The sequence below is a fragment of the Cupriavidus sp. C3SS-1 genome, from assembly GCF_057073755.1.
In genome coordinates this window covers 2061663-2086607 of sequence record NZ_CP172699.1, presented here as the reverse complement: position 1 = coordinate 2086607, position 24945 = coordinate 2061663, and the positions used below count along the sequence as shown (strand labels likewise).

Below are 24945 nucleotides of genomic sequence, written 5' to 3'. Positions count from 1 at the left end.
TCCCCGGAAACCCATAGCGGTCTGGAGATACCCATGCCTGAAAAGCACCTGTCAACGCAGTTCGACGCCGACCTCAATGCCATCAACACCAAGCTGCTGCAGATGGGTGGCCTGGTCGAGTCGCAGATCCAGCTCGCCATGCGCGCGCTGGCCGACTTCGATGCCTCGCTGGCCGACCAGGTCATCGCGCGCGAGCAGCAGCTCAATGCGCTGGAAGTCGAGATCGACGCCGACTGCGGCAACATCATCGCGCGTCGCCAGCCGACCGCGCGCGACCTGCGCCTGGTGATGGCGATTTCCAAGACCATCACGAACCTCGAGCGCGCGGGGGACGAGGCCGAGAAGATCGCCAAGCGCACCAAGCACATCATGGAAGACGCGGCGGCGCATAATATCAATTACGCCGAAGTGAAGCTGTCGGGCGAGATGGCCATCTCGCTGCTGCGCCAGGCCCTGGACGCCTTTGCTCGCCTGGACACCGTGGCGGCCGCGAGCATCGTCAAGGACGACAAGGCCATCGACGAGGAATTCCGCGGCTTTGTGCGCAAGCTGATTACCTACATGATGGAAGACGCGCGAACGATCTCGGTCGCCCTGGACTTCCTGTTCGTGGCCAAGGCGGTCGAGCGCATCGGCGACCACGCCAAGAACATTGCCGAGTTCATCATCTATATCGTCAAGGGGACCGATGTCCGCCACGTATCGCGTGAGGACATGGAGCGCGAAGCCCTGAGCTGAGCCGCACCTCCGGAGAAACAGACACATGCCAAGCAGTATTCTCGTTGTCGAAGACGAACCGGCGATCGCCGAGCTGATCGCCGTCAACCTGCAGCACGCGGGGCACTATCCGATCCGTGCCTATAACGCCGAGCAGGCGCTGTCGCTGATGAGCGACGTGCTGCCCGACCTGGTGTTGCTGGACTGGATGCTGCCGGGCAAGTCAGGCGCAACCTTCGCCAAGGAACTGCGTGCCAATGAACGCACCAAGCAGATTCCCATCATCATGCTCACCGCACGCAGCGAGGAACAGGACAAGGTGATGGGCCTTGAGGCCGGTGCGGACGACTACGTCACCAAGCCGTTCTCGCCCAAGGAACTCCTTGCGCGCATCAAGGCCGTGCTGCGCCGTCGTGCGCCGCAGCTTACCGATGATGTGGTGGCGATCAACGGCCTGCGGCTGGATCCGGCCACGCACCGTGTGACCGGAGAAGACAACGCTGGCCAGATCAAGCTCGATCTCGGTCCTACCGAGTTTCGCCTGCTGCACTTCCTGATGACCCATCCGGAACGCGTGCATAGCCGCTCGCAACTGCTCGACCACGTCTGGGGCGACCATGTCTTCGTCGAAGAGCGTACCGTCGACGTGCATATCAAGCGCCTGCGCGCGGCGCTGACGCCCGGTGGCTATAGCAATATGATCGAAACGGTGCGGGGAAGCGGCTATCGGCTGGCCCGTACGCCAGGCAACTGAATGCGGGCATGGCCAGGGCTGCATGGCCCGTCGTCACGAATTCGTGGCAAACTCTGCCGCAAAACGGCGGCTCTGCTGCCATCTGCCCGGACTCCGGGCCTCTGAGTTTCCTTTGCGCGCATGAATGTCATCTGGGCCCGCTCCGCGGCCATCCTGATCAGCCTTGTGGTGGTTGCCGTCGGAACCTATTTCGTGGCGGGCGCGGTACCTGCGCTGGCCGTGATGAGTGCTTCACTGGTATGCCTGGTGGCATTCCATCTCTACCAGATCAACCGGCTGTGGAAGGTCCTGGACGCGCCGGCGTATGGCGAGATTCCCAGCGCGCCCGGTCTCTGGGGCGAGGTCTACTATCGCCTGCACAGGCTGGTCAAGCGCTGGCGCCTGCAGGTCCTGCAGGTCGAGCAGCAGCACACGCGCTTCATCCAGGCCATCCAGGCCTCGCCAAACGGCGTGCTGATGCTCGATGATGCCGACCAGATCGAGTGGTGCAATGACGTGGCCGAACAACATTTCGGCCTGAACGCGCGGCGCGATGTGCGCCAGCGCATCACGCACCTGATCCGCCGTCCCGAGTTCGTCCACTACCTGACGCGCCAGCGCTTCGACGAGCCGCTGTCGATGCGCGACATGGGCGAGCACAAGCAGGGCGTGATCTCGGTGCAGGTGCTGCCCTATGGCGACAACCGCAAGCTGGTCATCACGCAGGACATCACCAAGCTGGAGAACACCGAGGCCATGCGGCGCGACTTCGTGGCCAACGTATCGCACGAGCTGAAGACGCCGCTGACCGTGTTGACCGGCTTTCTCGAGACCGTGCGGGACTTGCCGGTGTCCGAGGAGGACCGGCGGCGCTATGTCGACATGATGCTGGTGCAGTCCATGCGCATGCAAAGCATCGTGGAGGACCTGCTGGCCCTGGCCAAGCTTGAAAGCGACGGGAATGCGCCCGGGCAGGATCTGGTGCCGGTCCGGGAACTGGCGAGCCATCTGGTGCACGACGCGGAAGCGTTGTCGCAGGAGCGCCACGAGATCGTTTCCGAGATCGACCCTACGGTCGGGCTGCGCGGCACCGAGATGGAACTGATGTCGGCGCTGGGCAACCTGGTTTCGAATGCCGTGCGCTACACGCCGGCCGGCGGGCGCATCACGATCCGGCTCGGCTGGGATGACGGACATGCCGTGTTCTCGGTGGCCGATACCGGTCTCGGCATCGCACCCGAGCATATTCCCCGCCTGACCGAGCGCTTCTATCGTGTCGATCGCAGCCGTTCGCGCGATACCGGCGGCACCGGCCTTGGCCTGGCCATCGTCAAGCATGTGGTCTCGCGCCACCATGCCGAACTGCGCGTGAGCAGCGAAGTGGGACGGGGCAGTGTGTTCCGCGTCATCTTCCCGCTGGAGCGCAGCGTGCGCCTGGAAGCAGCCGATCCTTCGCGTCGCGCCGCCTGAAGTCACACCGGCATATCGCTGGAGGAATCTGATGTAAGAAGAAGGGCCCGCTCTGAAGCGGGCCCTTCTTCGTTGTGCCTGTGCAAGCGCTCAGGCGCTGCCGAACATGGCCAGCAGATCGTTCTGGCTCACGTGCGGGTGCTTGGAGCGCGTCTGCTTGCGCACGTAGTTGCCATCCGGCTGCATGATCCACGCCGAGGCATTGTCGCGAAGGTGCACCTGCAGGCTTTCCTTGATGACGCGTGCTTTCAGCGCCTTGTCCAGCACGGGGAACGCTACCTCGACACGGCGGAACAAGTTGCGGTCCATCCAGTCGGCGCTCGAAAGGTAGAGTACGTCTTCGCCGCCCGCCAGGAAGTAATAGACGCGGTGGTGCTCCAGGAAACGCCCGACGATCGAGCGCACCGAGATGTTCTCGGACATGCCCGGCACGCCCGGCATCAGCGCGCAGACGCCGCGTACGATCAGGTCGATCTTCACGCCCGCGCGCGACGCCTTGTACAGCTCGTCGATGATGGACGGCTCCAGCAGCGCGTTCATCTTCGCGATGATGCGGGCCGGCTTGCCGGCACGCGCATTGCGGGCCTCGGCGCGGATATGCTCGACCAGGTTGCTATGCATGCTGAAGGGCGACTGCCACAGATGGTTCAGCCGGATCGTGCCGGCGGTCCCCGTCAGCAGCTGGAAGACGTGGTGAACGTCCTCGCAGATGGCCTCGTTGGCGGTCAGCAGGCCGAAATCCGTGTACAGGCGTGCAGTGCGCGGATGGTAGTTGCCCGTGCCGAGGTGGGCGTAGCGGCGCAGCTTGACCTGCTTGGCCTTGGCGCCGGCGGCTTCGCGCCGCACGATCAGCAGCATCTTGGCATGGCACTTGTGTCCGACCACGCCGTAGATGACATGGGCGCCGGCCGATTCCAGGCGCTCGGCCCAGTTGATGTTGGTTTCCTCGTCGAAGCGCGCCAGGAGTTCCACGACGACGGTGACTTCCTTGCCGTTGCGCGCGGCGGTCATCAGCGCTTCCATGACCAGCGATTCATTGCCGGTGCGGTAGACCGTTTGCTTGATCGCCACCACGTGCGGGTCGGTCGCGGCCTGCTGCAGCAGGTCGAGCACGGAGTTGAAGCTCTCGAACGGATGGTGCAGCAGCACATCCTGCTGGCGGATGACATCGAAAATCGGTGCGCCGGTCGTGAATGGCTTGACCGGTGCCGGCACGTGTGGCGGAAACTTCAGCGCCGGACGATCCACCATGTCCGGAATCTGCATCAACCGCACCAGGTTCACGGGCCCCGAGACGCGATACAGGTCCTGCTGGCCGAGGCCCGATTCCAGCAACAGCCGACGCGAAAGCGCCGGCGGGGTGTCCGACGACACTTCCAGCCGCACGGTGTCGCCGAAGTGGCGCGCCGGCAGTTCGCCCTGCAGCGCTTCGCGCAGGTCGGTGATCTCGTCTTCGGAAACAAAGAGGTCGGAATTGCGCGTCACGCGGAACTGGTAGCAGCCCAGGACGTCGATCGACGGAAACAGTTCATGCACGAATGCCTGCATGAACGAGGACAGCATCACGAAGCCGAACGGGTAGCCGGACAGCTTTTCAGGCATCTTCACCACGCGTGGCAGCGCGCGGGGCGCCTGCACGATGGCCAGGTCCGCATCGCGGCCGAAGGCGTCCTTGCCTGACAGCTCGACCACGAAGTTCAGGCTCTTGTTCAGGACACGGGGGAACGGGTGTGCCGGGTCCAGGGCGATTGGCGTAAGGACCGGGCCGAGTTCGCGCACAAAGAAATCCCTGGCCCACTCGCGCTGCGTATCGGTCCAGGTCGTCGTCAGGTGAAAAAAGATGCCTTCCTTCTCAAGAAGGGGAAAAATGACGTTCTGCAGCATGTCATACTGCGAAGCCACCAACTGCTGGGTGCGCGCCGTGACAAGCTGATAGGTCTGCTGGAAGGAGAGGCCGTCGGGCGTGAGGCCGGAAGCGTTGTCGCGCATCTGTTCTTTCAACCCTGCCATGCGGATTTCAAAGAACTCGTCCAGATTGCTGGACACGATGCAGATGAATTTCAGCCGTTCCAGCAGCGGAACCTTGGGGTCGGCAGCCTGTGCCAGGACGCGCGCGTTGAATTCCAGAATGCCTAGCTCGCGGTTGAGCAGCGTGCTGGACGGTGTCGTCGACATGGGCATGACCTTCTTTTGGTAATGTGGCGACTTTTCCATAAATTCATGTCACTTTTATGACACTTTGATTTTGTCATGATGTTGACATGGCGAGGACATAATTTTCTGGTGTATCACCATGCCGGCCAAGCGACCACGCGTCCCTTGCTGCGCGGTAACCTGTACGCCATGCGTTCCAGTTTTCCAGACATCGAATGAACAACTCTCCACGCTTGCTGGCTGCCGTCGACATGGGCTCGAACAGCTTTCGCCTCATGATCGGGCGAGTGGACGAAACCCCTACCGCCAATGGCCCGGCCAGCCAGATCTTTCAGGTCGACGCGCTGCGCGAGCCGGTGCGGCTGGCGGCGGGACTGACGCCGGATAAATATCTCGATCAGCCTGCGCGTCGGCGCGGCATCGATGCCTTGCGCCGCTTTGGCGACCGGCTGCGCGATTTCCCGCCTGACCAGGTGCGCGCCGTGGCGACAAACACGCTGCGCGTGGCCAAGAACGCCTCGGAGTTCCTGATCGAGGCCGAGGCCGCGCTCGGCTTCCCGATCGAAGTCATTGCCGGCCGCGAAGAAGCACGCCTGATCTACCTGGGTGCATCGCACGACGCGCCGGTCTGCCAGGGCAACCGGCTGGTGGTCGACATCGGCGGCGGGTCTACCGAGTTCATCATCGGCAGCGGTTACCAGTCGAAGCTGATGGAAAGCCTCTACATCGGCTGCGTATCGCACAGCCGCCAGTTCTTTCCGAGCGGCAACGTCGACGAGTACGCGATGAAGCAGGCCGAACTGGCCGCACGGCGCGAGATCCAGGTGCTGGTGCGCCAGTATCGCGCGGCCGGTTGGCAGCAGGCGGTCGGATCATCGGGCACGGCGCGCGCGCTGGCCGAGCTGATCGAACTCAACGGCATGAACGACAGCACGGCCGAGCATGGCATTACACGTGAAGGGCTGGAGAGGCTCAAGCGCGCACTGGTCAAGGCCGAGAATACCAATCGCGTCAAGCTGGCGGGGCTGAAGGCGGACCGCATTCCGGTGTTGCCGGGTGGGCTCTCGATCATGCTTGGTGTGTTCGCCGAACTCGACATCGACCGCATGGATGTGACCGATGGCGCGTTGCGCCTCGGCGTGCTCTACGACCTCCTCGGGCGCAGCCACCACGAGGACATGCGAACCGTGACCGTGGACCAGTTCATGCGCCGCTACGGCGTGGACCGCGCCCAGGCGACCCGCGTGCGCCGCGCCGCGACCACGTTGTTGTCGCAGTTTCCCGAGCCGGCTGATGAACGCCGCGAGGACAATCTCGGTTTGCTTGGTTGGGCCGCCAGCCTGCATGAGGTGGGGATGTCGATTTCCCACAGCGGCTACCACAAGCATTCGGCCTATATCGCGACGCACGCGGACATGCCGGGCTTCTCCAGGACCGACCAGGCGCGCCTGGCGGCCTTGCTGCTCGGTCACGCCGGCAAGCTCGGCAAGCTTTCAGGCAGCGGCAAGTTCCTCGACTGGCGCATGCTGTTCAGCTTGCGGCTGGCATTCGTGCTGTGCCGCCGGCGTTCGGATGCACCGCTGCCCGATATCCGTGTGTCGCAGCGCTCGGATGCGTTGGACGAGGGCTTCGAGGTTCGAGTGCCCAAGAGCTGGATCGAAGCCAATCCACTGGTCGAATACAGCCTGACGCAGGAGGCCGACGAATGGCAGCGCGTCGGCAAGCGGTACAAGGTGGTGTACGCCTGAGTGGTTCCCCGGCGCCGCCGGGGCGCCAAACAGAAGCGGCGGCCCCTGGCCGCCGTTTTTCATTGCGCCAGAGCGATTCAGGCCGGGCGGTTCAGGCCCAGGAAGTGGCGCGCATAGCGCGGGTTCATGTCGTTCACGCGCAGCAGCGTCAGGAAGTCGGCCACGTTGAAGTCAGGATCCCATGCGGGCAGGCCGCAGATGCGGGCGCCCAGGCGCAGGTAACCCTTGATCAGCGCCGGCGGCTCGACTTCAAGTTGCTGGTTGAGGTCTTCGACGGGTAGCGGCAGGCGCGGGAAGGCGTGGTACTCGATCGGTGCCAGCGAGCGCTCGCTGAACAGCCGGTACAGGCTGGCCGCATAGTGCCCGCCATCGCTCATCGGCACGCTGGCGCAGCCGAGCATGGACTCGATGCCCCAGCGCTGCAGATACTCGCCCAGGCCGCCCCACAGGGCCATGATGACGCTGCCAGAGCGATAGTCGCGATGCACGCAGGAGCGCCCAAGCTCGAGCATCTTGGGGCGCAGGTGCGACAGGCGAACGAGGTCGAATTCCGATTCGGCATACAGGCAGCCGATGCGCTTGGCCTGGTGCGGCGGCAGCACCCGGTAAGTGCCCACCACCTTCAGCGTGGCCATGTCCCGTACGATCAGGTGGTCGCAGTAGTCATCGAACATGTCGACGTCCAGCTCGGGCACCTTCGATGCCAGGCGCGCGCCCATCTCTTCGGCGAACACCTTGTAGCGCAGGCGCTGGGCTTCGACTACTTCGTCCTGGTGGCGCGCCCACGCCACGTTGAGAACAGGCGATTCATTTGCCGGTGTATCCGACGGGCGATGAAGACGCCTCCGCGCCGACTGGCCGACAAGGCCATTGGGCAGGGAGTCGAAAAGCGGCTGGGTCGGCGTCGGGAGGTCTCGCATCAGAGTGTCCTTTTGGTGACGAAACTGTTGCGAAGCAATGTAGTGAGCCGCGGTGACAGTGCCGTGACCCGGCGATGACGCTTCCATGACGCATGCCGGCGCAGCATGGCTACCGGGGGCCACCGACGGCGGTGTGGGGTGGGCCGGGCGGTTGGGGCGGGTAAGCGGGGTGGGGCTGCGGGACATGCCTGTTTCTCCGGGTCAGCGGCGCCGGACGCGCCGGCGAACCCCGCGACTCTATTGAGTGGAGAAACAACGAACTATCGTTCTTTGCTGAATTTTCTCTGGGCGCCGGGCCGATGAGCGACAACTGGCGTGTCCACGCGGCGCCTGAGCGAAGATTGAGAAATGCCTTGCCGGCGAATCTCAAAGAAATTCAGGATTGATGACCGCGCGCAGCACCGTTTGCGCTTCGCTTTCGCGGGTACGGCTGGCCAGCCACCAGATGCCGCTCTTGCGCACGCTCCAGTTCATTTCGGTGCCGGCCAGCAGCAGGCTCGCCAGCCTGCCGATCCAGGGCTGGTGACCCACCACCACGACGTTCTCGTCGCCCTGCGGCCAGCCAATTGCGCTGAGGACCGCGCTGACGTCCGCACCGGGCACCAGGTTCTCCACAATTTCAGGATGGCCGCTGTACGCCGCTGCGGTTTCGCGCGCGCGCAGCGCAGGGCTGCACAATACCCGGGTCTTGGCCGGCAACTGAGCCCGCAGCCACGCCGCGGAGTCGTCCGCCTGCTTGCGCCCGCGGCGCGTGAGCGGTCGCTGCAGGTCCGCGTTCCGGCTCAGGCTGAGCGGATCGGGGAGTTCTTCGGCTTCGGCGTGACGCCACAGGATCAGGTTCATGTCGGAGCAGGCCAGGGAGTGAGCTTCGAGTATGGTGAAGCCGTCCGACAGGCGCAAGCAGCGCGCGCCGTGGTGGCGGCGCGCACAAACAATACGGGCTGCCTGTCAGGCAGCCCGCAAGTGTCTCCGAGCGTAGTGTCAGGCACGTGACACACGCCGGCGCGCAATCATTGCGCTGAGGCCGGGGCCGGAAAATCGCTTCCGAACCCGGCGCTGGCAAAGACTCAGGACTTGTGGCGGAAGTTGATGCGGCCCTTGGTCAGGTCGTACGGCGACATTTCCAGGGTAACGCGATCGCCTGCCAGAATGCGGATGCGGTGCTTTTGCATCTTGCCCGATGCATAGGCCCAGATCTCGACGCCATTCTCGAGCAGGACTCGGTAACGATTGTCGGGCAGGGCTTCCGACACCACACCGCCAAATTCAATGAGTTCTTCCTTAGCCAATCTATCTTCCTTTTCTGCAACCCGCAGGGTGCAATGGTTTCGTTTTACATTCGATGTGACGCGACGCGCGGGCATGCTGGTCCGGCGCATGTGCACAGACTTGCCGCATGGCGGCGGGGGCGCACCTTGAGTTGTCCCAGGCAAGCTGACACGGTCCAGAAGGCGCTGCAAACCGCGTGCCAACTGGTCCAGCTAGGAAATCGTCCAGGGGGCGCTGTCTGCCCGGCCGATCTGTCTTGCCGATACGGCCGCAGAACCTCGGCCGTGCGAGTCGCGGGTGCGCGGGCAACGTGTTACCGGTCGCTCGCCATGTTTGTAACGCTGCGGAAGGATCTGAAGGGCCGGCCTTCACGCTGGAGAGAACGCCCGGTGACAGGGATGCGCGGAACATCCCGGGCTAACGGCATATTGTACCACGGGCATGGGTTTTCAATGAAAGGTACGTAAGCGCGGGAGCGGGGCTTCCTGCGTTGGCCCGGCAGGCGATAGCCATGGGTGAATAAGTGATTCATGGTTATCAGTAGCGCGGCTATGGCCCTTGGTATTTGACCGATATGCACTAGAACTAACTCCACAGGCCTTGTCAGAAGGTCTAGCAAACGGAGGTAGTCATGGAACTCCACCTGCAATCGCACCACTATGCACGCTGCCGCCCTGACTGGCGCATGGCCGTCGTCGCCGGCCTGATTGCCGGCACGGTGTACATGGTGCTGGAACTGCTGACCGCACGCTTCCTGTTCTACCTCGGCGCCTGGGACACGGTGAAGATGGTGGCGGCCATCATCCTAGGGCGCGAGGCGCTGGCTTCGCCGGACACCTTCAACTGGACTATCGTCCTTGCCGCGGGTACGGTTCACTATGCGCTGTCGATCATCCTCGCGTCGGCGCTGGCATTCATCCTGGGCTCTTTTCGACTGGATTCGAGCATGGGCCTGGCATCCGTCGTCGGGATCGTCTTCGGCGTCATGGTGTACCTGGTGAACTTCTACGCGCTGGGGCGCTATTTCAACTGGTTTGATGAGGCGCGAGGCTGGGAAAGCCTGTTTGCGCATGCCCTCTTCGGGTTGGTCGCCGCCGATGCCTACTGCCATTTCGAGCGGCGCAATGCGGCGGCGGGCGAGGCGCAACCGTCTTCGCCTCCGTGAATCAGCTCATTGTCGGCAGCTCAGACGGTGCCGGAACCATGCAAGTTACTTTGTCGGTGCGCTATATCCGTACGGGCACTGTAGGGTCGGCGGTGGCAAACGGCTACGGGACCTTCACCGATGATCTATCCGTGGAGCAGAAAAAGCCCGCGCGAGGCGGACCAGAACTGCTGTCACGAGCGGTACTGGCGACCTATTATCGGGAAAGAAAAGAAAAACGGCTTAGACATCACTGTCTAAGCCGTTGATCTGTAAAGCAAAAAACTGGTCGGAGCGATAGGATTCGAACCTACGACCCTCTGATCCCAAATCAGATGCGCTACCAGGCTGCGCTACGCTCCGAAGCCGACTATTGTAGCGGGCTCTGCGTGGCGCGGTCAATCCATCTTAAAAAGTGTTGTCCACAACGCCCCGGAGGTGCCGCCGCGTACGCATCCCGCTTTGGGCGGGTCAACTGCAGCTTGACTTGGATTCGGGCCCGGCGATAATCGCCACACCGCCGTAGTCCGCCCGTCGCCGCTGGGTATCGATGGGGGGTACACCTCTTGGGCGGACTGTCCAGATCATCATGAAGAAGTGCGCTGCCGTGCGCGGAAAGCGTGCCCGCCGTACCAATCCGTTTGCCGCCTTGGCTGCCGGATGTCCGGAGCGGTCTGGCGGCAACTTGAAAACGACGGTCCCAAAGCAGGATCGATACAAAAAGGGACGGTGGCGTCGTGCGGGTCGCTGCCTGTCGCTGGACGGGAATGAAGATGTTTCAGTCGCACATGATTGTGCTCATTGCGGGCCTGCTGGCCCTGCAAATGGCAGTGGTTTGCGCCGTGCTGCGCCGCTCGCAGGGAATGGGGCTGAGCGGCCTCATGTCGTGGGCACTCGGCGACCTTGTGGCCGCTTCAGCGGCCGCCATGCCGGCCGTGGCCGAGTTCACTGGGTACTGGCTGGCTGCCGATGCCGTCGACATGGTCCTGTTCGCCGGCATTTCGCTGATGGTGGTGGGCACGCGGCATTTCGCCGGCAGGCCTGGCCGCGCGTCCTTGCTGGCCGTCCTGAATCTGATTTTGGGTGCCGCGATTGCCGGTGGCACGTGGTTGCCGCATGCCGACTGGCTACAGGCGCTGCGCCCATGGGTGCCGATAGCGCTTGGCATCGGACAGACCTTGCTGCTGCTGGATATCGTTCGCAGCGTTGCGCCGTTGCTCCGGCAGAAGCGGGGCACGGGCAGGTTCGCTGCGCTGTCGCTGGTCCTGATTGCTGCCGGCTGTGCCGGGCTGAATGCCTGGAATCTCTCTGGTTCCATCGCGCAGCCCGGTGTACCGGGTCTGCTGGCGCAGGACGGCTCGATGATCGTACTGAACATGTTCGCCGTGGTGGGGCTGTCGGTCAGCTTTGCCCTGATGGCCCACGACCGCCTTCGCCGGATGCTGGAGAGCAGGGCCAGCCATGACGACCTGACGGGGCTGCTGGCGCGCGGCGCATTCTGGCAGCAGCTGGAGGACGCGAGTGCGCTGGCGGACCGGAATGGCAAGCCCCTCACCGTCGCGTTCGTTGACCTGGATCATTTCAAAGCCATCAACGATGTCTACGGGCACCTGGCCGGCGATAGCGTGCTGAGGCATTTCGCGGGTTTGCTGCGCAAGACGGTGGGTCCCCAAGACATCATTGGCCGGCTCGGTGGCGAAGAGTTCGCCGTGGTCATGCAGGAGACCACGCTCGAGCGGGGACGCGTGACAAGCCTGCGCCTGAGCTCGGCCGTGAGAAGCACGCCGTGTCCTTCCGAGCCGGACGCGATTGCCTATACCGTCAGCATCGGCATGGCCCAGCGCGAGCCGACCGAGACTGTTGACAATCTGATGCGCCGCGCTGACCAGGCGCTCTACGATGCAAAGCACGCAGGCCGCAATTGCGTATCGCTTCACCGTGACAGTAAGGCAGGGCATCGCACGGGCGCAGTCGAATCCGCACCCTGGCAGCGGCGCGTCACTTCCTGATCCGCCATGCGGCACCGCGCTGCGGTAGAATGCTGCCCTTCGCGTCCTTAGCTCAGCTGGATAGAGCACTCGCCTTCTAAGCGAGCGGTCAGAGGTTCGAGTCCTCTAGGACGCGCCAGTCTTCTTGCGGGTGTGCGGTCAATTCTCGACAAGGCCCGATCCGCTGTATAGGTCCCGGTAACAATCTGCGGACAACGGCTTTCTTGTGGCCATGTGGCAACAAGGGGGCAGAGCGGGCTTCCCCGACTGTCTAGCCCCCCGAATGGTAGTTATCTTCTTCCTTTTTGGTCGCTTCGGATTCGCGGTGAAGAGCGGTGCCCTGGTTTTTGTCGCACGCTGCAGGCGCAGTTCCAACGCTTTCAGTTTGAATGTCAGTCCGTCAGTCCGTCAGTCCTGCACAAGTTCCGCGGCGCCCGAGGCCATTTGGAGATGCATTCGACATGACAGCCATCAGCGATTCGCAGTCACATGACAGCCCGCCCGTCAGCTTGTGGATGCAATGCCGCACAACAGTGCTGCTTACCATCGTCGGGGGCGCCATTGACACAATAGGCTTTATCGCTTTGCTGGGCTTTTTCACTGCCCATGTGACAGGCAACCTGGTGCTGGCCGGCGCTGCCTTCGTGAAGGGCGGAGCGGGACTGTGGATCAAGCTGGGCGCCATCCCGTTATTCATCGCCACGGTCATGCTTGTCAAAATCTGGATAGACCATTGCGGCCAGTCCCACAAGACCCTGGGCTGGCTGTTCGTGGCAGAGGCGGCATTCCTGTCGGCCTTTATGCTGGCGGGCTTGTGCTTCGATCCACTTCGCGATCCGGACGCCGGCGTCCTGGCCTTGACCGGCGGCCTGGGCCTGGTGGCGCTGGCGATCCGCAATACGGCGAGCAAGACGTTGATCAAGCACATCAGCCCCAGCACCATGATGACGGGCAATACCACTCAGCTTGGCATCGATCTGTCCAACTTCGTGCGCACGCTCAGCCGCGAGCATGGTACGGCCTTGCTGAAAAGCGCAAGCATCGTGGCAGGTTTCGTCCTGGGTGCATTTCTTGGCGCCGTGCTCTACGTGCGTATCGGGTTCTGGAGCGTGCTGCCCTTCATGCTGATCATTCTGTATCTGGCCAGTCTTTCATTCCGCAAACAGTTCATTTGAGGGAGTCCATCATCATCAACAAGAGCCGACTCGAGTCCTTCAGTGATGGTGTCATTGCCGTGAGCCTGACGCTGATGCTCTATCAGATTCAACTGCCGGCAGAATTCAACTGGAACGGCGTGCTGGCGGAGGCCCGGCAGTTCCTTGGCTATGTGCTCAGTTTTATTTACGTCGGCATTTACTGGAATAACCATCATCACTTGTTCCAGGTGGTGCGCGGAATAAACGGAAGAATCATGTGGGTCAATCTCAACCTGCTGTTCTGGTTGACGATGATTCCCATCGCGACCACCTGGATGGGGAAATCCGGCTTCCTGGCAATTCCGACTGCGCTATATGCTTTTGTGCTGTTCATGTGTGCCGTATCCTTTTGGGCGCTGCAGCGTGCCATCATTGCGGCGGAGGGAAAGGATTCCCCGCTCGCGGATACGATCGGCAAGGATCGGAAAGGGAAGTCCTCGCTTGTGGTGTATGCGCTGGCCATTGCGGCAAGCTTTTACAGCAGCGTTGGAGCAACGATTATTCTCGTTGCGATGGCCGCGCTTTGGTTTCTTCCTGATTCGCGCATCGAACGGCACCTCCTGAAGCAGGATGGCCGAAAGCCGTAGCCGCGTTGATCGGGATTCGTGGCATAGGGAAATGGGCGGAGGATTTCCGGCACAAGCGTAATTCCGTCCGCTTACCGGGCGCGCATCGCTTGCTGTGGATCAGCAGGAAGAACGCGACAACGCCGCGATAGCGGCAACGCCGGCCAACGCGAACCTCGGTTCCATATGTTCGATGCGATCTTGCCAATGACCTGCGCATCACGGTCCAACGTCAACGACTTCCGCGCGATCGTGATCGACTGATTGATTTCTGACGCCCAGGTAGGAGAACGCCGGCTACGCCACCCGCATGCTCGCGCCTATGCTGTTCACATGGCGCACGATTCGCTCGCCCGTTACCGCGACAAACGTGATTTTCGAATCACGGAAGAGCCGGCTGCGCGCACGCGCACCCGACGCTCCGCGACGAAGCCGCTGCGCTTCGTGATCCAGAAGCACTGGGCGCGGCGCCTGCATTACGACTTCCGTCTTGAACTCGATGGAGTGCTGCTGAGCTGGGCGGTGCCCAAGGGGCCCAGCTTTGACCCGTCCGACAAGCGCATCGCGATCCACGTCGAGGATCATCCGATCGACTATGCCGGCTTCGAGGGAACCATTCCGCCCAGGCAATACGGCGCCGGCTCCGTCATCGTCTGGGACAACGGCACGTGGGAACCGGTCGGTGATGCCCGGGCTGGCATGGCGAAAGGCAAGCTCGAATTCGCACTGCATGGACAAAAGCTGGCGGGCCGCTGGGAACTGGTGAAGATTTCGAAAGCCGGGGAGGCACACGACCAGTGGATGCTTTTCAAGAAGCGCGATCAGTGGGCACGGTCTCATGCGGAGTTCGATGTCATCACGGCTCTGCCCGACAGCGTGGTCGCGCATCCGCTGGGGCCGGTCGAGCAGCGCGAGAACAGCCGCGGCGTGAAGGAGCCGGACGAACCCGACCTGTCGGCCGCCGTGAACGCGCCATTGCCGGCGCGCCTCGCACCGCAGCTTGCCACGCCGACGGCCAGCCTGCCATCGGGCGGTGGGTGGATCATCGAGACGAAGTTCGATGGCTACCGGCTGCTCGCACGGATCGTCGACGCCAAGGTGCACCTGATCACACGCAACGGCCATGACTGGACCCGCAGGCTCGCCAGCCTTGCGAAGGAGGTCGAGAAGCTCGATATTTCCGAGGGCTGGCTTGACGGTGAAATCGTGGTGCTGCGCGACGGCTTGCCGGACTTCAATGCGTTGCAGAACGCGATCGACGGGCACCAGAACGACGCGATCGTCTACTTCGTGTTCGATGTTCCGTACTGGGAGGGGCGAGATCTTCGCCACGTGCCCTTGCGCGAGCGCCGTGCGCATCTGGCCCGACTGATCGACGAGCACTCGGACCGCGTTCGTTTCAGCGAGAGCTTTGACGCGCCCGCGGCACAGGTCTTCCAGGCCGCGGCCGAGCTCGGCCTGGAGGGCGTCATGCTGAAGCGCGCCGATTCCGTCTATAGCTCATCGCGCAATGCCGACTGGCTCAAGGTCAAATGCCGCTTGCGACAGGAATTTGTCATCTGCGGTTTTTCGGAGCGGGAGGGTGCCCCGAGCGAAATCGGCAGCTTGCTGCTTGGCGTGAACGAGGACGGCCAACTGCGCTATGCCGGCAACGTCGGCACGGGGTGGGACAGCAAGACTGCCGCGACCCTGCGGCACAAGCTTTCAAGGCTCGCGACCGAAGCGGCCCCGTTTCCGCCGGCCACCATTCGGCGCAGCCGGTGGGGGACGGCGCGGACCGGTGCGCCGCAGTGGGTGAAGCCATCGCTCGTGGCCGAGGTCGAGTTTGCCGAATGGACGTCATCGGGACAAGTGCGCCAGGCATCGTTCAAGGCGCTGCGCAGCGAAACGCCGGCGAGCGACGTCCGGCGCGAAGCCGTACGGGTCGATCCCACGCCATCGCGCACTAACGTGAAGGTCACCAACCCCGAGCGCGTGATCGATGCCTCGACCGGCATCACCAAGCTCGACCTGGTGCGCTACTACGAGAGCGTGGCGGAGTGGATGCTTCCGCATCTCGCACTGCGCCCCGTGGCCTTGCTGCGCGCACCGGACGGCATCGGCGGCGAGGTCTTCTTCCAGAAGCACGCCGAGACCACGAGTTTGCCGGGCCTGACCGAACAACCTGAGGCACTGTGGCCGGGACACGGCCGCCTGCTGACGGTCGAGTCGGCCGACGGGCTTGTCGCCGCCGCGCAGCTTAACGTGGTCGAATTCCACACCTGGAATTCGACGACCGAAGATCTGCCCCAGCCGGATCGCGTCATCTTCGACCTGGACCCCGGGGAAGGCGTGCCGTGGCAGCACGTGCAGGAGGCCGCCTTGCTCGTGCAGACCCTGTTGGGCGAACTGGGCCTGCAGGCGTGGCTGAAGACGAGCGGCGGAAAGGGATTGCACGTCGTCGTGCCACTCGCTCCGGCGCTTGACTACGATACCGTGAAGGCCTTCTCGCGCGCGGCCGTCATGCACCTGGCGCGGGCCATTCCGCAGCGGTTCGTGGCGAGGTCCGGCCCCAGCAATCGCAAGGGCCGGGTCTTTGTCGACTACCTGCGCAACGGCACCGGGCAGACCACGGCCGCGGCATTTTCGGCGCGCGCCCGGCCGGGCATGGGGGTGTCGATGCCAGTATCATGGGACCAGTTGCTCCAGCTCAAAAGCGCGGATCAATGGAACGTCGGGAACGCCCGGGAATACCTCAGCTTCCGCACCGGCGACCCGTGGCGTGGCTTCTGGTCATCCCCCCAGAGCCTGAAAGGCGCGATCGAGCACCTGGCGTGAGTGCGCATGGTTTTTCGTTTGTGACGTGGAGAATGCATTATGGCTGCGCGATCACTGGCATCCCTGTCCCTGTCGTTCGGCCTCGTGTCGATTCCGGTCAAGCTGTACACGGCGACAGATTCCGAAAGCGCGGTGCGCTTCAACCTGCTCAGCAAGGAAGGCTCGCGGCTCAAGCAGCAGTATGTGTCGGAGCAGACGCGGGAAGTAGTGCCGCGCGACCAGATGGTCAAGGGCTACGAATTCGAGAAGGACCAGTTCGTGATCTTCAGCCCCGATGAGCTGAAGGCGCTCGAAGAAGGCGCGAGCCACCTCGTGGAGATCGTCGCGTTCGTGCCGGAGAAGGGCGTCGACCCGATCTATTACGACAAGACCTACTACATCGCGCCGGACAAGCGTGGCGGCAAGCCGTACAGCCTGCTGCGGGCCGCCATGGCCAAGACCGGGCGGTGCGCCATCGCCAAGTGGGCCGCGAAAGGCAAGTCGCACATGGTGCAGATCCGGCCGATCGAGGGCGGGCTGGTCTTCCAGCAGTTGCTGTTTGCGGATGAAGTCCGGTCGATTGTCGACCTGCATGTCGAGGAAGTCGCGGTGTCCGACGCGGAACTGAAGCTGGCGATCCAGCTGATCGAGCAGGCCTCGGAGGATCACTACGACGCCAGCCAGTATCGCGACGAGGAAAAGCAGCGCGTCCTGGCTGCCATCGATGCAAAGATCGCCGGCAAGCAGATCGTCTCGCCCGAACCGGTCGAGGTCTCTCCGTCCGGCCAGGTCATTGACCTGGTGGAGGCGCTGAAGAAGAGTCTGTCGGCAGGCAAGAGAACCGCGCCGGCTGCCAAGACCGCCGCCGTCAAGGCGGCGGCGGGGGAATCGCCGGCACCGCGCAAGAGTGCCAAGCGAACCGCATCGACCGTGGCGGCCGTTCCCAAACGTGCGGCGAAGAAGGCCTGAGCATGCAGTCTTACACATTGAGCGACGTGCTGGCTTTGGTCGGCATTTCGCGTTCCGTGGTCAATGCCATGCTGACAGCGGGGGTGGTGACGCCCGATCGCGGCCGCGGCAACGCGTACCGCTTTTCGTTTCAGGACCTGCTGCTGTTCCGTACCGCCCAGTCCTTGCGTGCGGCCAACGTGCCGACGCGACGTGTCGTCCGGTCACTCAAGAAACTCGAGAGCCTGGAAGCCGGCCGGGCCCTGACCGGTGTCCGCATTACGGCGCATGGCGGCACCGTTGCCGCCCGGGACGCCCACGGTCAGTGGCTAGTCGAGACCGGCCAGCGGATCATCGATTTCGACGCGCGCGAGCGTTCTGCCCGCGTGGTGACGATCGGGGGGGCTCCGACGACGCGGACACCGGCGGCAGCGATGGATGGCTATACGCTGTTCGAGATGGCCCAGGAGCTTGAGCGCGCAGGATCCGCCGAGGCCGCTGCGGTCTACCGGCAGGCCATCGCCGCGGAGCCGGGGCTGGTCGATGCCTACGTGAATCTCGGGTACTTGATGTGCGAGCGCGCCGCGTTCGACGAAGCCATCGCGCTGTATCGAACCGCACTCGAACAAGGCACGGATGCGCCGCTGATCCGCTTCAACCTGGCGGTGGCGCTGGAAGACAGCGGCGATGCCGTGGGGGCGCTGGCTGAATACCATGCCTGCATCGCGCTGGCTCCCGATTTTGCCGACGCGCACTACAACGCGGCAAGACTGCATGAAGCGCTGGGGGACAGCCAGCGGGCCATCCGCCACTATCAACAGTACCGGCGGCTGGAGCCCGGCCGCTGACGCGGCGGCTTGGGACGGCACGGCGTGCCACGAATTCAGGCGCCCCGGATTGTCCAGAATAGTGCGGTTGCTGACACGCCCGAAGAGTAGATTTCGTTGACAGGTCATGGGAAAGTAGGTCCCGGAAGTCCCTGGCGTGGACATCCGATACCACTCCAGCCCTCGTCCTCCCCGGCCGAGGGCTTCTTTTTTTAAGCCACCCGATCGCCGGCGGGGATTCCAGTTGCCTGACGGCGTGGCTCAAGTGCAATTCGCCCGGTACGTCTCCTGCAATTCCTTGCGGCTCTTGTCCCGTTCGATCTTCGGGATCGGGCGACCCTGCGCGTTATGCGTGGCGGTACCCGACGACTGGTAATTCCGCTGTTTCGAGGTCCCGTTGAATTCCTCCTTCAGCGCTTCGCACTTGGCGCGCCTGGCCTCCTCGGGATCGGTGCTCCCACCCGAGGGCGGGCGATAGGGGTTGGTGCCGCCCTGGACCGCCTCGGAGATCGCGTTGGCCGCGCCCTGGCCCTGGCCCGGCGCGGTCTGCGCCCGGGCCGTGGAGGCAAGGCCCAGCACCATCAGGCCGGTCAGAAACAACGGAAGGGGCTTTCGCATGGGGTCTCCGGAGGAAGGGAATGCCGCTGGCCTGTCCAGCGGGCTAGACTAAGGGTAGCGATGCCGGGCTCGGTATGTCAAAGCGGCACGCCCTGGACGGGGAATTCGAGAGGGGGGCCTCCATGCGTTTGAACCATCCCCGCCATGCGCGGGCTGCCGTGCTGGTGCTCGTCATGGCGACGTCTCCGGTCCACGCGTATTTCGATCATTTCCTGAAAAACACCGTCATCGGAACCCTTCAGAAAGACGAGGTCCCGCAATACATCCAGCTCTACAAGGACGCGCTCGCCAACCTGCCGGATGGCGGCACGGCACCCGTGCACTTCCCCGCCGTCAACCGGCGTCCGGCCATCGACGGCACGCTCACGGTCGAGCGTAGCCGGACGGAGCAGGGTAAAAAATGCCGCCGCGTGCGTTCCGATCTGACGCAATCCGGCCGCAAGGAACACTGGGCGGGATGGTTCTGCCAGACGCCGGACGGGGACTGGAAGCGGCAAACCTCGAAGCGCTGAGCCGGCTTTTGCACACCAAATGCCTTGTACTTCACCAAAGATGAGCTAGAACATACAGGGATGCGGCCACATTTGTGGCGACGAACGGGGGACTGATCATGGCCGTGTTGTTTCTGGGGAACGTCGACGCCGGGACCACCGACGAGGAAGTCCGGGATTTTCTGACTAAATACGGTTTTCCTGCCTGCGACGAGATCGAGCCTGTGCAAGGCGACGGCACGCATCCGGGCGTGACGGTGATCTTCAACGAACTCGACCCCGAAGCGTTGCGCAAGCTGCAGCCGCGCATCCATGGCATGTTCTGGAAGGGCCACAAGATCAACGCGATGGTGATGGCCGAACGTTACCGGTGACATAAGCGGCTCACCGGCAAGCGCCGCCATGGGCTTTCTGCGGTGGATCCAGCGGCAGGGCCGTAAGCCGCAGCGCCGCGACGACAAGGAACTCGTCGCGATGACTGCGCGCGTGACGGCGCTGAACCCGCGCCTGCGCCTGGTTTCGCACTACGAGAAGCGGCTGGCGCCGGGGCTGCGCACGGCGCTGGAAGCAGTCCGCGCGACCGTGGCGGGACTGCCCGCGCCGCGCGAAGCCAGCGAGGCCGCCTGGGACAGCGATCCCCATATCCACGCGTACTTCGGCACCGCGGCGGACGTCGTTCGCGCCTTCAGCCGTTCACCGGACCTGCGCGAGTTCTTCGACCGTACGCCGTTCGCGGAACACGCCTATGCAGTGCTCGGCATGGCCATGAACGAGCGCCGCACGCTGGGCGTGGCGATGGAAGGCGATGTCATGCACACGGACGTGCCCCAGACGCTGGTGTCGTTCAGCGACTACCAGCTGAGGATTTGCGCGGAATCCGACGCCGCGCTGCGCGCGGAGATCCTGCTGCGCATGCTGGACCAGTTCGCCATCGAGGCCATGGCGCAGTTCGCGGCGGGCAAGGGCCGCCGCGACACGCTCGAGCGCGAGCAGGCCCTGCTCAAGGCGCAACTCAAGCTCTATGAACGGCAAGGCATTGGCCTGCGCTCGATGGTGGGCGGAGAGACACCCGACGGGGCGGCGGTCCAGTCGGTCAAGGACGAGATCGCGCAGAACGAGAGCGAACTGGCAGCGCTGGGCCACGGCGGCGACACGCTCGAGCGGCAGCTCGAATGCCTGGGAGAAGTCCTGGGCGACGCCGCCAACCGCATGCATGTCCAGCGGCGCCAGATCCGCCTGAGCCAGGTGAACGTGGTGCTGGGGGCGGACAGCACCGTGCCCGGTGTCGACCTCGAACTGCTTTGTGCGCACGTGCCCGGCGATCCGCCGCTCGTGCGGTGGTTTTCGATCGTGCGGTTCGCGCGGGCCGACATGCTGTCGCAGGCCACGCTGCTGGACGAGGCGGCACGCATGTTGTAGCCCGAGGGCGGAATCCACCGCCCGAATTTTCCAACCTGGCGCAAGGAGCCAAGCATGAATCCCAGCAAGATACTGGTCGCCGCCGCCGTGGCCGCGGCATCCCACCTGGCCATGGCCCAGCCGGAGACCCGCGTCGAAGCGGCTTCCGGCGTCGGCGCGGCCATGGTGACCGGCACGGTCAAGTCCACGGCGACGATCACGGCGATCGATCCCGCCACGCGCACGGTCTCGCTGAAGAACAAGCAGGGCAAGGTCACCGACGTGCAGGTCGGTGACGAGGTGCGCAATTTCGATCAGCTCCGCGTCGGCGACACGGTCACGGCGGAATACAAGGAAGCCCTTTCGGTCAACCTGACCAAGCAGACCGGCATGCGCTCGAGTACCGAGCGTGCGATGGAAGACCGGGCCGCGCCCGGCGCCAAGCCCGGCGGCATGGTCGGGCGCGAGGTGACCGTGACCGCCGATGTCGTCGCCGTGAACAGCAAGACCGGCAAGGTGACCCTGAAGGGGCCGAAGGGCAGGACGGTGGACCTGCATGTCGAAGACCCGCAGCAGCTGAAGGGCATCCGCAAGGGCGACCAGGTCCAGGCCGTGTACACGGAGGCCTTCGCGGTCTCGGTGACGCCCAAGGGCGGTCACTAGGCGCGCGAGGCCGCCGGACGTAGCCCCGGAGCCCGGAGCCCGGAGCCCGAAGCACGCGCGCGACGACGCGGGCCCGGCGCCCGGGTTTACGCCATCGGCACTCGACGTTCGGAGCCAGGGCCGCGGCTCGGCACGGAGCGGATGTTCTTCAGCCGAGCAGGCTGTGGCAAGCTTTGCCGAGCGCCGCAAGTCCGTGCAGGAATGAGCGTCAGCCCGGTGGCCCGGGATGGACGGGGACCGGCTGTGGCGCGCGCGAGCCATGCCGGCGCCGCCAGGTCACAGGCGCCTCGCCGAACTGGCTGGAGAACCAGCGCGTGAATGAACTCGCCGAGCCGTACCCCAGCAATTCGGCCACGCGCAGCAGCGAGTATTGCGGATTCTCCACATAGCGCCGCGCCAGTTCGCGGCGCACCTCGTTCAGGATGTCCGTGAAGGTTTCGCCGGCTTCATCGAGCTGGCGCTGCATGGTGCGCAGGCTCATGCCCAGGCCCTGCGCCACGCCTTCGCACGTGGCGCGGCCCATTGGCAGCATCAGGTACACGGCGCTGCGCACGTCGCGTCCGATAGACGGGGCATTGACGCGCGGCAGCGTATCGACAAAGCGCTGCGCATAGCGCGCCATGCCCGGGTCCGCGTTCGGGATGGCGGCGTCGAGGTCGGCCGCCAGGCAGGTGATGCCATTGAACTCGCTGCCGAACTCCAGCGGGCAGCCGAACAGGCGGCGGTGGACCTGGAGGTCTGCCGGGGCCGCATGGGTGAAATTGACATTGAGCGGATGCCAGTGCGGTCCGAGCAACGCGCGGCACAGGCGGAACACCACGCCAAGCGCCAGTTCGGTGCCCTGCCGGGAAGGCGTATCGAGTACGACCTCCTGCCGGATGATGACTACCTTTCCGGCATCTTCGAGCAGGATGGCGAGAGATTCGTTGACCAGGTGCCGATAGCGGATGATCGTGGCCAGCGCATCGCGCAAGGTGGGCTGCTGGCTGATGAGCAGGCTCATCACGCCGAAGTCCGACAACTGGCGCGACTCGGCCATGCGCAGGCCGAAGGTCTCGCATTGCGCGGCCTGGGCCGCGAGTTCCAGCAGCCTGGCGCAGGCGTTGACGGAAACGCGCTGGTCCGGGTCGCTCAGCAGCGCACGCGACAGGCGCGCTTCCCGCAGAAGCGGCTGGGGATTGAGGCCGAGATCCCGGGCCACTTCAAAGAAGTTGGTTACTGCGCCGGCGCGTATCAGCGTGTCCAAGGCTTGTCTCCGAATTCTCGTTATGTGTGCGGCGCACGCTTTGGGGCGTGCGCCTTGCTGCATTGCCTTCGCAGCGCATGATAGGCGGCCGTGGCATGAAATGCAAAGTCAGCGGAGGCCAATGCAAAGCGGCGCGCGCCGGCAGGTCCTAAATTTCAGGGCATGAGCGGCGCCCCCTGCGCCGATGCAAATACCAGGAGACGAGCAAATGGCAAAAGTCGTGCGCATGTATGAGGCCGGTGGCCCTGAAGTGCTTCGCGTGGAAGAGATGGAAGTCGGCGACCCGGGGCCGGGCCAGGTACGCATCCGCCACGTGGCGGTGGGCCTGAACTATGCCGACACGTATTTCCGCAACGGCACCTATCCGGTGCCGCTGCCGGCCGGCATGGGCGTGGAAGCCGCTGGCGTCGTGCAGGCGGTCGGTCCCGGTGTCACCAACGTTGCCGTGGGCGATCGCGTGACCTATACCGGCTTCATCAACACGCTGGGCGCGTACAGCACCGAGCGCCTGGTGCCGGCCGCGCCGCTGATCAAGCTGCCCGAAACCATCGGCTTCGAGACGGCTGCCGCCATGACCATGCGTGGGTTGACCTCGGCATACCTGATGCGTCGCATCTACAACTTCAAGGAAGGCGACACCATCCTGCTGCACGCGGCAGCGGGCGGCGTCGGCCTGATCGTGTCGCAATGGGCGAAGCTGCTGGGCCTGACCGTGATCGGCACGGTATCGAGCGAAGCCAAGGCCGAAGTGGCGCGCGCCCATGGCTGCGACCACATCATCAACTACAGCCATGAGGACGTGGCCAAGCGCGTGCGTGAACTGACCGACGGCGTCGGCGTGTCGGTGGTGTTCGACAGCGTGGGCAAGAACACCTTCATGTCGTCGCTCGATTCGCTCAAGCGCCGCGGCACGATGGTGTGTGTCGGTACCGCTTCGGGCCCGATCCCGCCGTTCGATCCGGTGCTGCTGGCGATGAAGGGCTCGCTGTTCCTGACGCGTCCGGCCCTGGCCGACTACATTGCCGACCCGGCCGAGAAGGCCGAGCTGGCCGGCGAAATCTTCGGTCATGTCGGTGCGGGCCGGATCCAGATCGAGATCAACCAGCGCTATGCGCTCGAAGACGCGGTGCAGGCGCATCGGGACCTGGAGTCGCGCAAGACCACGGGTTCGTCAATCTTCGTGATCTAAGGGAGCCGGACCATGCAAGTCAAGCCACTCACCTGCTCGCTGGGCGCGGAACTGGTCGGCGTGAATCTCGGCGATGCCGTGCGCGATGACGCCCTGTTTGCGGAGATCCGCGCGCAGTTGCTGAAGCACCGCGTGCTGTTCCTGCGCAACCAGGACATCAGCCGCGCTGACCACGTCGCGTTCGCGCGCCGCTTCGGCGAACTGGAAGATCACCCCGTTGCCGGCAGCGATCCGGAGCATCCGGGCCTGGTGCGCATCTACAAGACGCCGGATCAGCCCAACGACCGCTACGAGAACGCCTGGCATTCGGACACCACGTGGCGCGAAGCGCCGCAATTCGGCGCCGTGCTGCGCTGCGTGGAATGCCCGCCGGTTGGCGGCGACACCATGTGGGCGAACATGGCGCTGGCCTATGAGCGCCTGCCCGAACATATCAAGGCGCAGATCGCCGACCTGCGCGCGCGCCACAGCATCGAGGCGAGCTTCGGTGCGGCCATGCCGATCGAGAAGCGCCTGGCACTCAAGGCGCAGTTTCCCGACGCCGAGCACCCGGTGGTGCGTACGCACCCGGACACCGGCGAGAAGATCCTGTACGTGAACGCGTTCGCCACGCACTTCACCAACTTCCATACGCCGGAACGCGTGCGTTTCGGCATGGACGCGAATCCGGGCGCGCCCGACCTGCTGCGTTATCTGATCAGCCAGGCATATGTGCCCGAGTACCAGGTGCGCTGGCGCTGGGAACCCAACAGTGTCGCGATCTGGGACAACACGGCCACGCAGCACTATGCCGTGATGGATTACCCGCCTTGCCACCGCAAGATGGAACGCGCCGGCATCATCGGCACCAAGCCGTACTAAGAT

The 24945-nt window shown here is 64.0% G+C and carries 23 protein-coding genes and 2 tRNA genes; 18 read left to right on the top strand and 7 right to left on the bottom strand.

The window, feature by feature from the left end:
- Nucleotides 1-33: 33 nt before the first annotated feature.
- The 3 genes from phoU to phoR all read left to right on the top strand — a co-directional run bounded on the left by phoU (nucleotide 34) and on the right by phoR (nucleotide 2920).
- Entirely contained in the window at nucleotides 34-738 is a 705-nt protein-coding gene (gene phoU, locus ACIGJC_RS09640) for a phosphate signaling complex protein PhoU (protein WP_483708560.1), read from the top strand.
- 25 nt (nucleotides 739-763) lie between these two features.
- Nucleotides 764-1471, top strand: a complete 708-nt coding sequence (phoB, locus tag ACIGJC_RS09635) for a phosphate regulon transcriptional regulator PhoB (RefSeq protein ID WP_483708559.1) — start codon at nucleotides 764-766, stop codon at nucleotides 1469-1471.
- A gap of 120 nt (nucleotides 1472-1591) precedes the next feature.
- On the top strand, nucleotides 1592-2920 hold the full coding sequence (gene phoR / locus ACIGJC_RS09630) for a phosphate regulon sensor histidine kinase PhoR (RefSeq protein ID WP_483708558.1): 1329 nt from the start codon (nucleotides 1592-1594) through the stop codon (nucleotides 2918-2920).
- A 90-nt stretch (nucleotides 2921-3010) separates the two neighbouring features.
- On the opposite strand, the gene ppk1 is transcribed toward phoR, so the two are convergent.
- Nucleotides 3011-5095, bottom strand: a complete 2085-nt coding sequence (gene ppk1, locus ACIGJC_RS09625) for a polyphosphate kinase 1 (protein ID WP_483708557.1) — start codon at nucleotides 5093-5095, stop codon at nucleotides 3011-3013.
- Between the two features lie 194 nt (nucleotides 5096-5289).
- Between ppk1 and ppx the strand changes: the two genes are divergently transcribed.
- On the top strand, nucleotides 5290-6822 hold the full coding sequence (gene ppx, locus ACIGJC_RS09620) for an exopolyphosphatase (RefSeq protein ID WP_483708556.1): 1533 nt from the start codon (nucleotides 5290-5292) through the stop codon (nucleotides 6820-6822).
- 77 nt (nucleotides 6823-6899) lie between these two features.
- Here ppx and ACIGJC_RS09615 read toward each other — a convergent pair whose 3' ends face one another.
- The 3 genes from ACIGJC_RS09615 to infA form a co-directional block, all read right to left on the bottom strand.
- The gene (locus ACIGJC_RS09615) at nucleotides 6900-7742 is read right to left on the bottom strand and encodes a GNAT family N-acetyltransferase (RefSeq protein WP_483708555.1); all 843 of its coding nucleotides are present in this window, start codon (nucleotides 7740-7742) and stop codon (nucleotides 6900-6902) included.
- Nucleotides 7743-8108: 366 nt separating this feature from the next.
- Nucleotides 8109-8585 carry a SixA phosphatase family protein gene (locus ACIGJC_RS09610; RefSeq protein WP_483708554.1) on the bottom strand — a complete coding sequence of 159 codons (477 nt, stop codon included), beginning with the start codon at nucleotides 8583-8585 and terminating at the stop codon, nucleotides 8109-8111.
- Nucleotides 8586-8809: 224 nt separating this feature from the next.
- On the bottom strand, nucleotides 8810-9031 hold the full coding sequence (infA, locus tag ACIGJC_RS09605) for a translation initiation factor IF-1 (RefSeq protein WP_006578938.1): 222 nt from the start codon (nucleotides 9029-9031) through the stop codon (nucleotides 8810-8812).
- A 611-nt stretch (nucleotides 9032-9642) separates the two neighbouring features.
- On the opposite strand from infA, the gene ACIGJC_RS09600 reads away from it, so the two are divergent.
- The gene (locus ACIGJC_RS09600; protein WP_483708553.1) at nucleotides 9643-10176 is read left to right on the top strand and encodes a hypothetical protein; all 534 of its coding nucleotides are present in this window, start codon (nucleotides 9643-9645) and stop codon (nucleotides 10174-10176) included.
- Between the two features lie 265 nt (nucleotides 10177-10441).
- Here ACIGJC_RS09600 and ACIGJC_RS09595 read toward each other — a convergent pair.
- Nucleotides 10442-10518, bottom strand: a tRNA-Pro gene (locus ACIGJC_RS09595).
- Nucleotides 10519-10892: 374 nt separating this feature from the next.
- Between ACIGJC_RS09595 and ACIGJC_RS09590 the strand changes: the two genes are divergently transcribed.
- From ACIGJC_RS09590 to ACIGJC_RS09560, 7 genes are all read left to right on the top strand, one after another.
- Nucleotides 10893-12164, top strand: a complete 1272-nt coding sequence (locus tag ACIGJC_RS09590) for a GGDEF domain-containing protein (RefSeq protein WP_483708552.1) — start codon at nucleotides 10893-10895, stop codon at nucleotides 12162-12164.
- Between the two features lie 41 nt (nucleotides 12165-12205).
- Nucleotides 12206-12282, top strand: a tRNA-Arg gene (locus ACIGJC_RS09585).
- Nucleotides 12283-12604: 322 nt separating this feature from the next.
- Entirely contained in the window at nucleotides 12605-13318 is a 714-nt protein-coding gene (locus tag ACIGJC_RS09580) for a YoaK family protein (protein ID WP_483708551.1), read from the top strand.
- Nucleotides 13315-13926, top strand: coding sequence for a TMEM175 family protein (locus ACIGJC_RS09575; RefSeq protein WP_483708550.1), 612 nt, complete (start codon nucleotides 13315-13317; stop codon nucleotides 13924-13926). The genes ACIGJC_RS09580 and ACIGJC_RS09575 overlap by 4 nt, the downstream gene beginning before the upstream one ends.
- 312 nt (nucleotides 13927-14238) lie before the next feature.
- Nucleotides 14239-16722, top strand: coding sequence for a DNA ligase D (gene ligD, locus ACIGJC_RS09570; protein WP_483708549.1), 2484 nt, complete (start codon nucleotides 14239-14241; stop codon nucleotides 16720-16722).
- A 39-nt stretch (nucleotides 16723-16761) separates the two neighbouring features.
- On the top strand, nucleotides 16762-17670 hold the full coding sequence (ku, locus tag ACIGJC_RS09565) for a non-homologous end joining protein Ku (protein WP_483708548.1): 909 nt from the start codon (nucleotides 16762-16764) through the stop codon (nucleotides 17668-17670).
- Between the two features lie 26 nt (nucleotides 17671-17696).
- On the top strand, nucleotides 17697-18497 hold the full coding sequence (locus tag ACIGJC_RS09560; RefSeq protein ID WP_483711509.1) for a tetratricopeptide repeat protein: 801 nt from the start codon (nucleotides 17697-17699) through the stop codon (nucleotides 18495-18497).
- Nucleotides 18498-18737: 240 nt separating this feature from the next.
- Here ACIGJC_RS09560 and ACIGJC_RS09555 read toward each other — a convergent pair whose 3' ends face one another.
- A complete protein-coding gene (locus ACIGJC_RS09555; RefSeq protein WP_483708547.1) occupies nucleotides 18738-19094 on the bottom strand; it encodes a hypothetical protein in 357 nt (118 codons plus the stop codon).
- A gap of 122 nt (nucleotides 19095-19216) precedes the next feature.
- Between ACIGJC_RS09555 and ACIGJC_RS09550 the strand changes: the two genes are divergently transcribed.
- From ACIGJC_RS09550 to ACIGJC_RS09535, 4 genes are all read left to right on the top strand, one after another.
- Nucleotides 19217-19606: a hypothetical protein gene (locus tag ACIGJC_RS09550; protein WP_483708546.1), complete on the top strand. Its 390-nt coding sequence runs from the start codon at nucleotides 19217-19219 to the stop codon at nucleotides 19604-19606.
- Between the two features lie 98 nt (nucleotides 19607-19704).
- A complete protein-coding gene (locus tag ACIGJC_RS09545; protein ID WP_483708545.1) occupies nucleotides 19705-19959 on the top strand; it encodes an RNA-binding protein in 255 nt (84 codons plus the stop codon).
- Nucleotides 19960-19987: 28 nt separating this feature from the next.
- The gene (locus ACIGJC_RS09540; RefSeq protein ID WP_483708544.1) at nucleotides 19988-21004 is read left to right on the top strand and encodes a hypothetical protein; all 1017 of its coding nucleotides are present in this window, start codon (nucleotides 19988-19990) and stop codon (nucleotides 21002-21004) included.
- 54 nt (nucleotides 21005-21058) lie between these two features.
- Nucleotides 21059-21646 (top strand): hypothetical protein, encoded by a 588-nt coding sequence (locus tag ACIGJC_RS09535; protein WP_483708543.1) that lies wholly within the window; start codon nucleotides 21059-21061, stop codon nucleotides 21644-21646.
- Nucleotides 21647-21854: 208 nt separating this feature from the next.
- Here the strand turns inward: ACIGJC_RS09535 and ACIGJC_RS09530 are convergent, their stop codons facing one another.
- Entirely contained in the window at nucleotides 21855-22892 is a 1038-nt protein-coding gene (locus ACIGJC_RS09530) for an AraC family transcriptional regulator (RefSeq protein ID WP_483708542.1), read from the bottom strand.
- 208 nt (nucleotides 22893-23100) lie between these two features.
- On the opposite strand from ACIGJC_RS09530, the gene ACIGJC_RS09525 reads away from it, so the two are divergent.
- The gene (locus tag ACIGJC_RS09525; protein ID WP_483708541.1) at nucleotides 23101-24081 is read left to right on the top strand and encodes a quinone oxidoreductase family protein; all 981 of its coding nucleotides are present in this window, start codon (nucleotides 23101-23103) and stop codon (nucleotides 24079-24081) included.
- A 12-nt stretch (nucleotides 24082-24093) separates the two neighbouring features.
- The gene (locus tag ACIGJC_RS09520; protein WP_483708540.1) at nucleotides 24094-24942 is read left to right on the top strand and encodes a TauD/TfdA dioxygenase family protein; all 849 of its coding nucleotides are present in this window, start codon (nucleotides 24094-24096) and stop codon (nucleotides 24940-24942) included.
- Nucleotides 24943-24945 lie beyond the last annotated feature (3 nt).

Bases quoted from the DNA above. Each gene is read 5' to 3' on its own strand.
- phoU (WP_483708560.1), top strand. From the start codon at position 34: ATGCCTGAAAAGCACCTGTCAACGCAGTTCGACGCCGACCTCAATGCC.
- phoB (WP_483708559.1), top strand. From the start codon at position 764: ATGCCAAGCAGTATTCTCGTTGTCGAAGACGAACCGGCGATCGCCGAG.
- phoR (WP_483708558.1), top strand. From the start codon at position 1,592: ATGAATGTCATCTGGGCCCGCTCCGCGGCCATCCTGATCAGCCTTGTG.
- ppk1 (WP_483708557.1), bottom strand. From the start codon at position 5,095: ATGTCGACGACACCGTCCAGCACGCTGCTCAACCGCGAGCTAGGCATT.
- ppx (WP_483708556.1), top strand. From the start codon at position 5,290: ATGAACAACTCTCCACGCTTGCTGGCTGCCGTCGACATGGGCTCGAAC.
- ACIGJC_RS09615 (WP_483708555.1), bottom strand. From the start codon at position 7,742: ATGCGAGACCTCCCGACGCCGACCCAGCCGCTTTTCGACTCCCTGCCC.
- ACIGJC_RS09610 (WP_483708554.1), bottom strand. From the start codon at position 8,585: ATGAACCTGATCCTGTGGCGTCACGCCGAAGCCGAAGAACTCCCCGAT.
- ACIGJC_RS09600 (WP_483708553.1), top strand. From the start codon at position 9,643: ATGGAACTCCACCTGCAATCGCACCACTATGCACGCTGCCGCCCTGAC.
- ACIGJC_RS09580 (WP_483708551.1), top strand. From the start codon at position 12,605: ATGACAGCCATCAGCGATTCGCAGTCACATGACAGCCCGCCCGTCAGC.
- ligD (WP_483708549.1), top strand. From the start codon at position 14,239: ATGGCGCACGATTCGCTCGCCCGTTACCGCGACAAACGTGATTTTCGA.
- ku (WP_483708548.1), top strand. From the start codon at position 16,762: ATGGCTGCGCGATCACTGGCATCCCTGTCCCTGTCGTTCGGCCTCGTG.
- ACIGJC_RS09555 (WP_483708547.1), bottom strand. From the start codon at position 19,094: ATGCGAAAGCCCCTTCCGTTGTTTCTGACCGGCCTGATGGTGCTGGGC.
- ACIGJC_RS09550 (WP_483708546.1), top strand. From the start codon at position 19,217: ATGCGTTTGAACCATCCCCGCCATGCGCGGGCTGCCGTGCTGGTGCTC.
- ACIGJC_RS09545 (WP_483708545.1), top strand. From the start codon at position 19,705: ATGGCCGTGTTGTTTCTGGGGAACGTCGACGCCGGGACCACCGACGAG.
- ACIGJC_RS09540 (WP_483708544.1), top strand. From the start codon at position 19,988: ATGGGCTTTCTGCGGTGGATCCAGCGGCAGGGCCGTAAGCCGCAGCGC.
- ACIGJC_RS09535 (WP_483708543.1), top strand. From the start codon at position 21,059: ATGAATCCCAGCAAGATACTGGTCGCCGCCGCCGTGGCCGCGGCATCC.
- ACIGJC_RS09525 (WP_483708541.1), top strand. From the start codon at position 23,101: ATGGCAAAAGTCGTGCGCATGTATGAGGCCGGTGGCCCTGAAGTGCTT.
- ACIGJC_RS09520 (WP_483708540.1), top strand. From the start codon at position 24,094: ATGCAAGTCAAGCCACTCACCTGCTCGCTGGGCGCGGAACTGGTCGGC.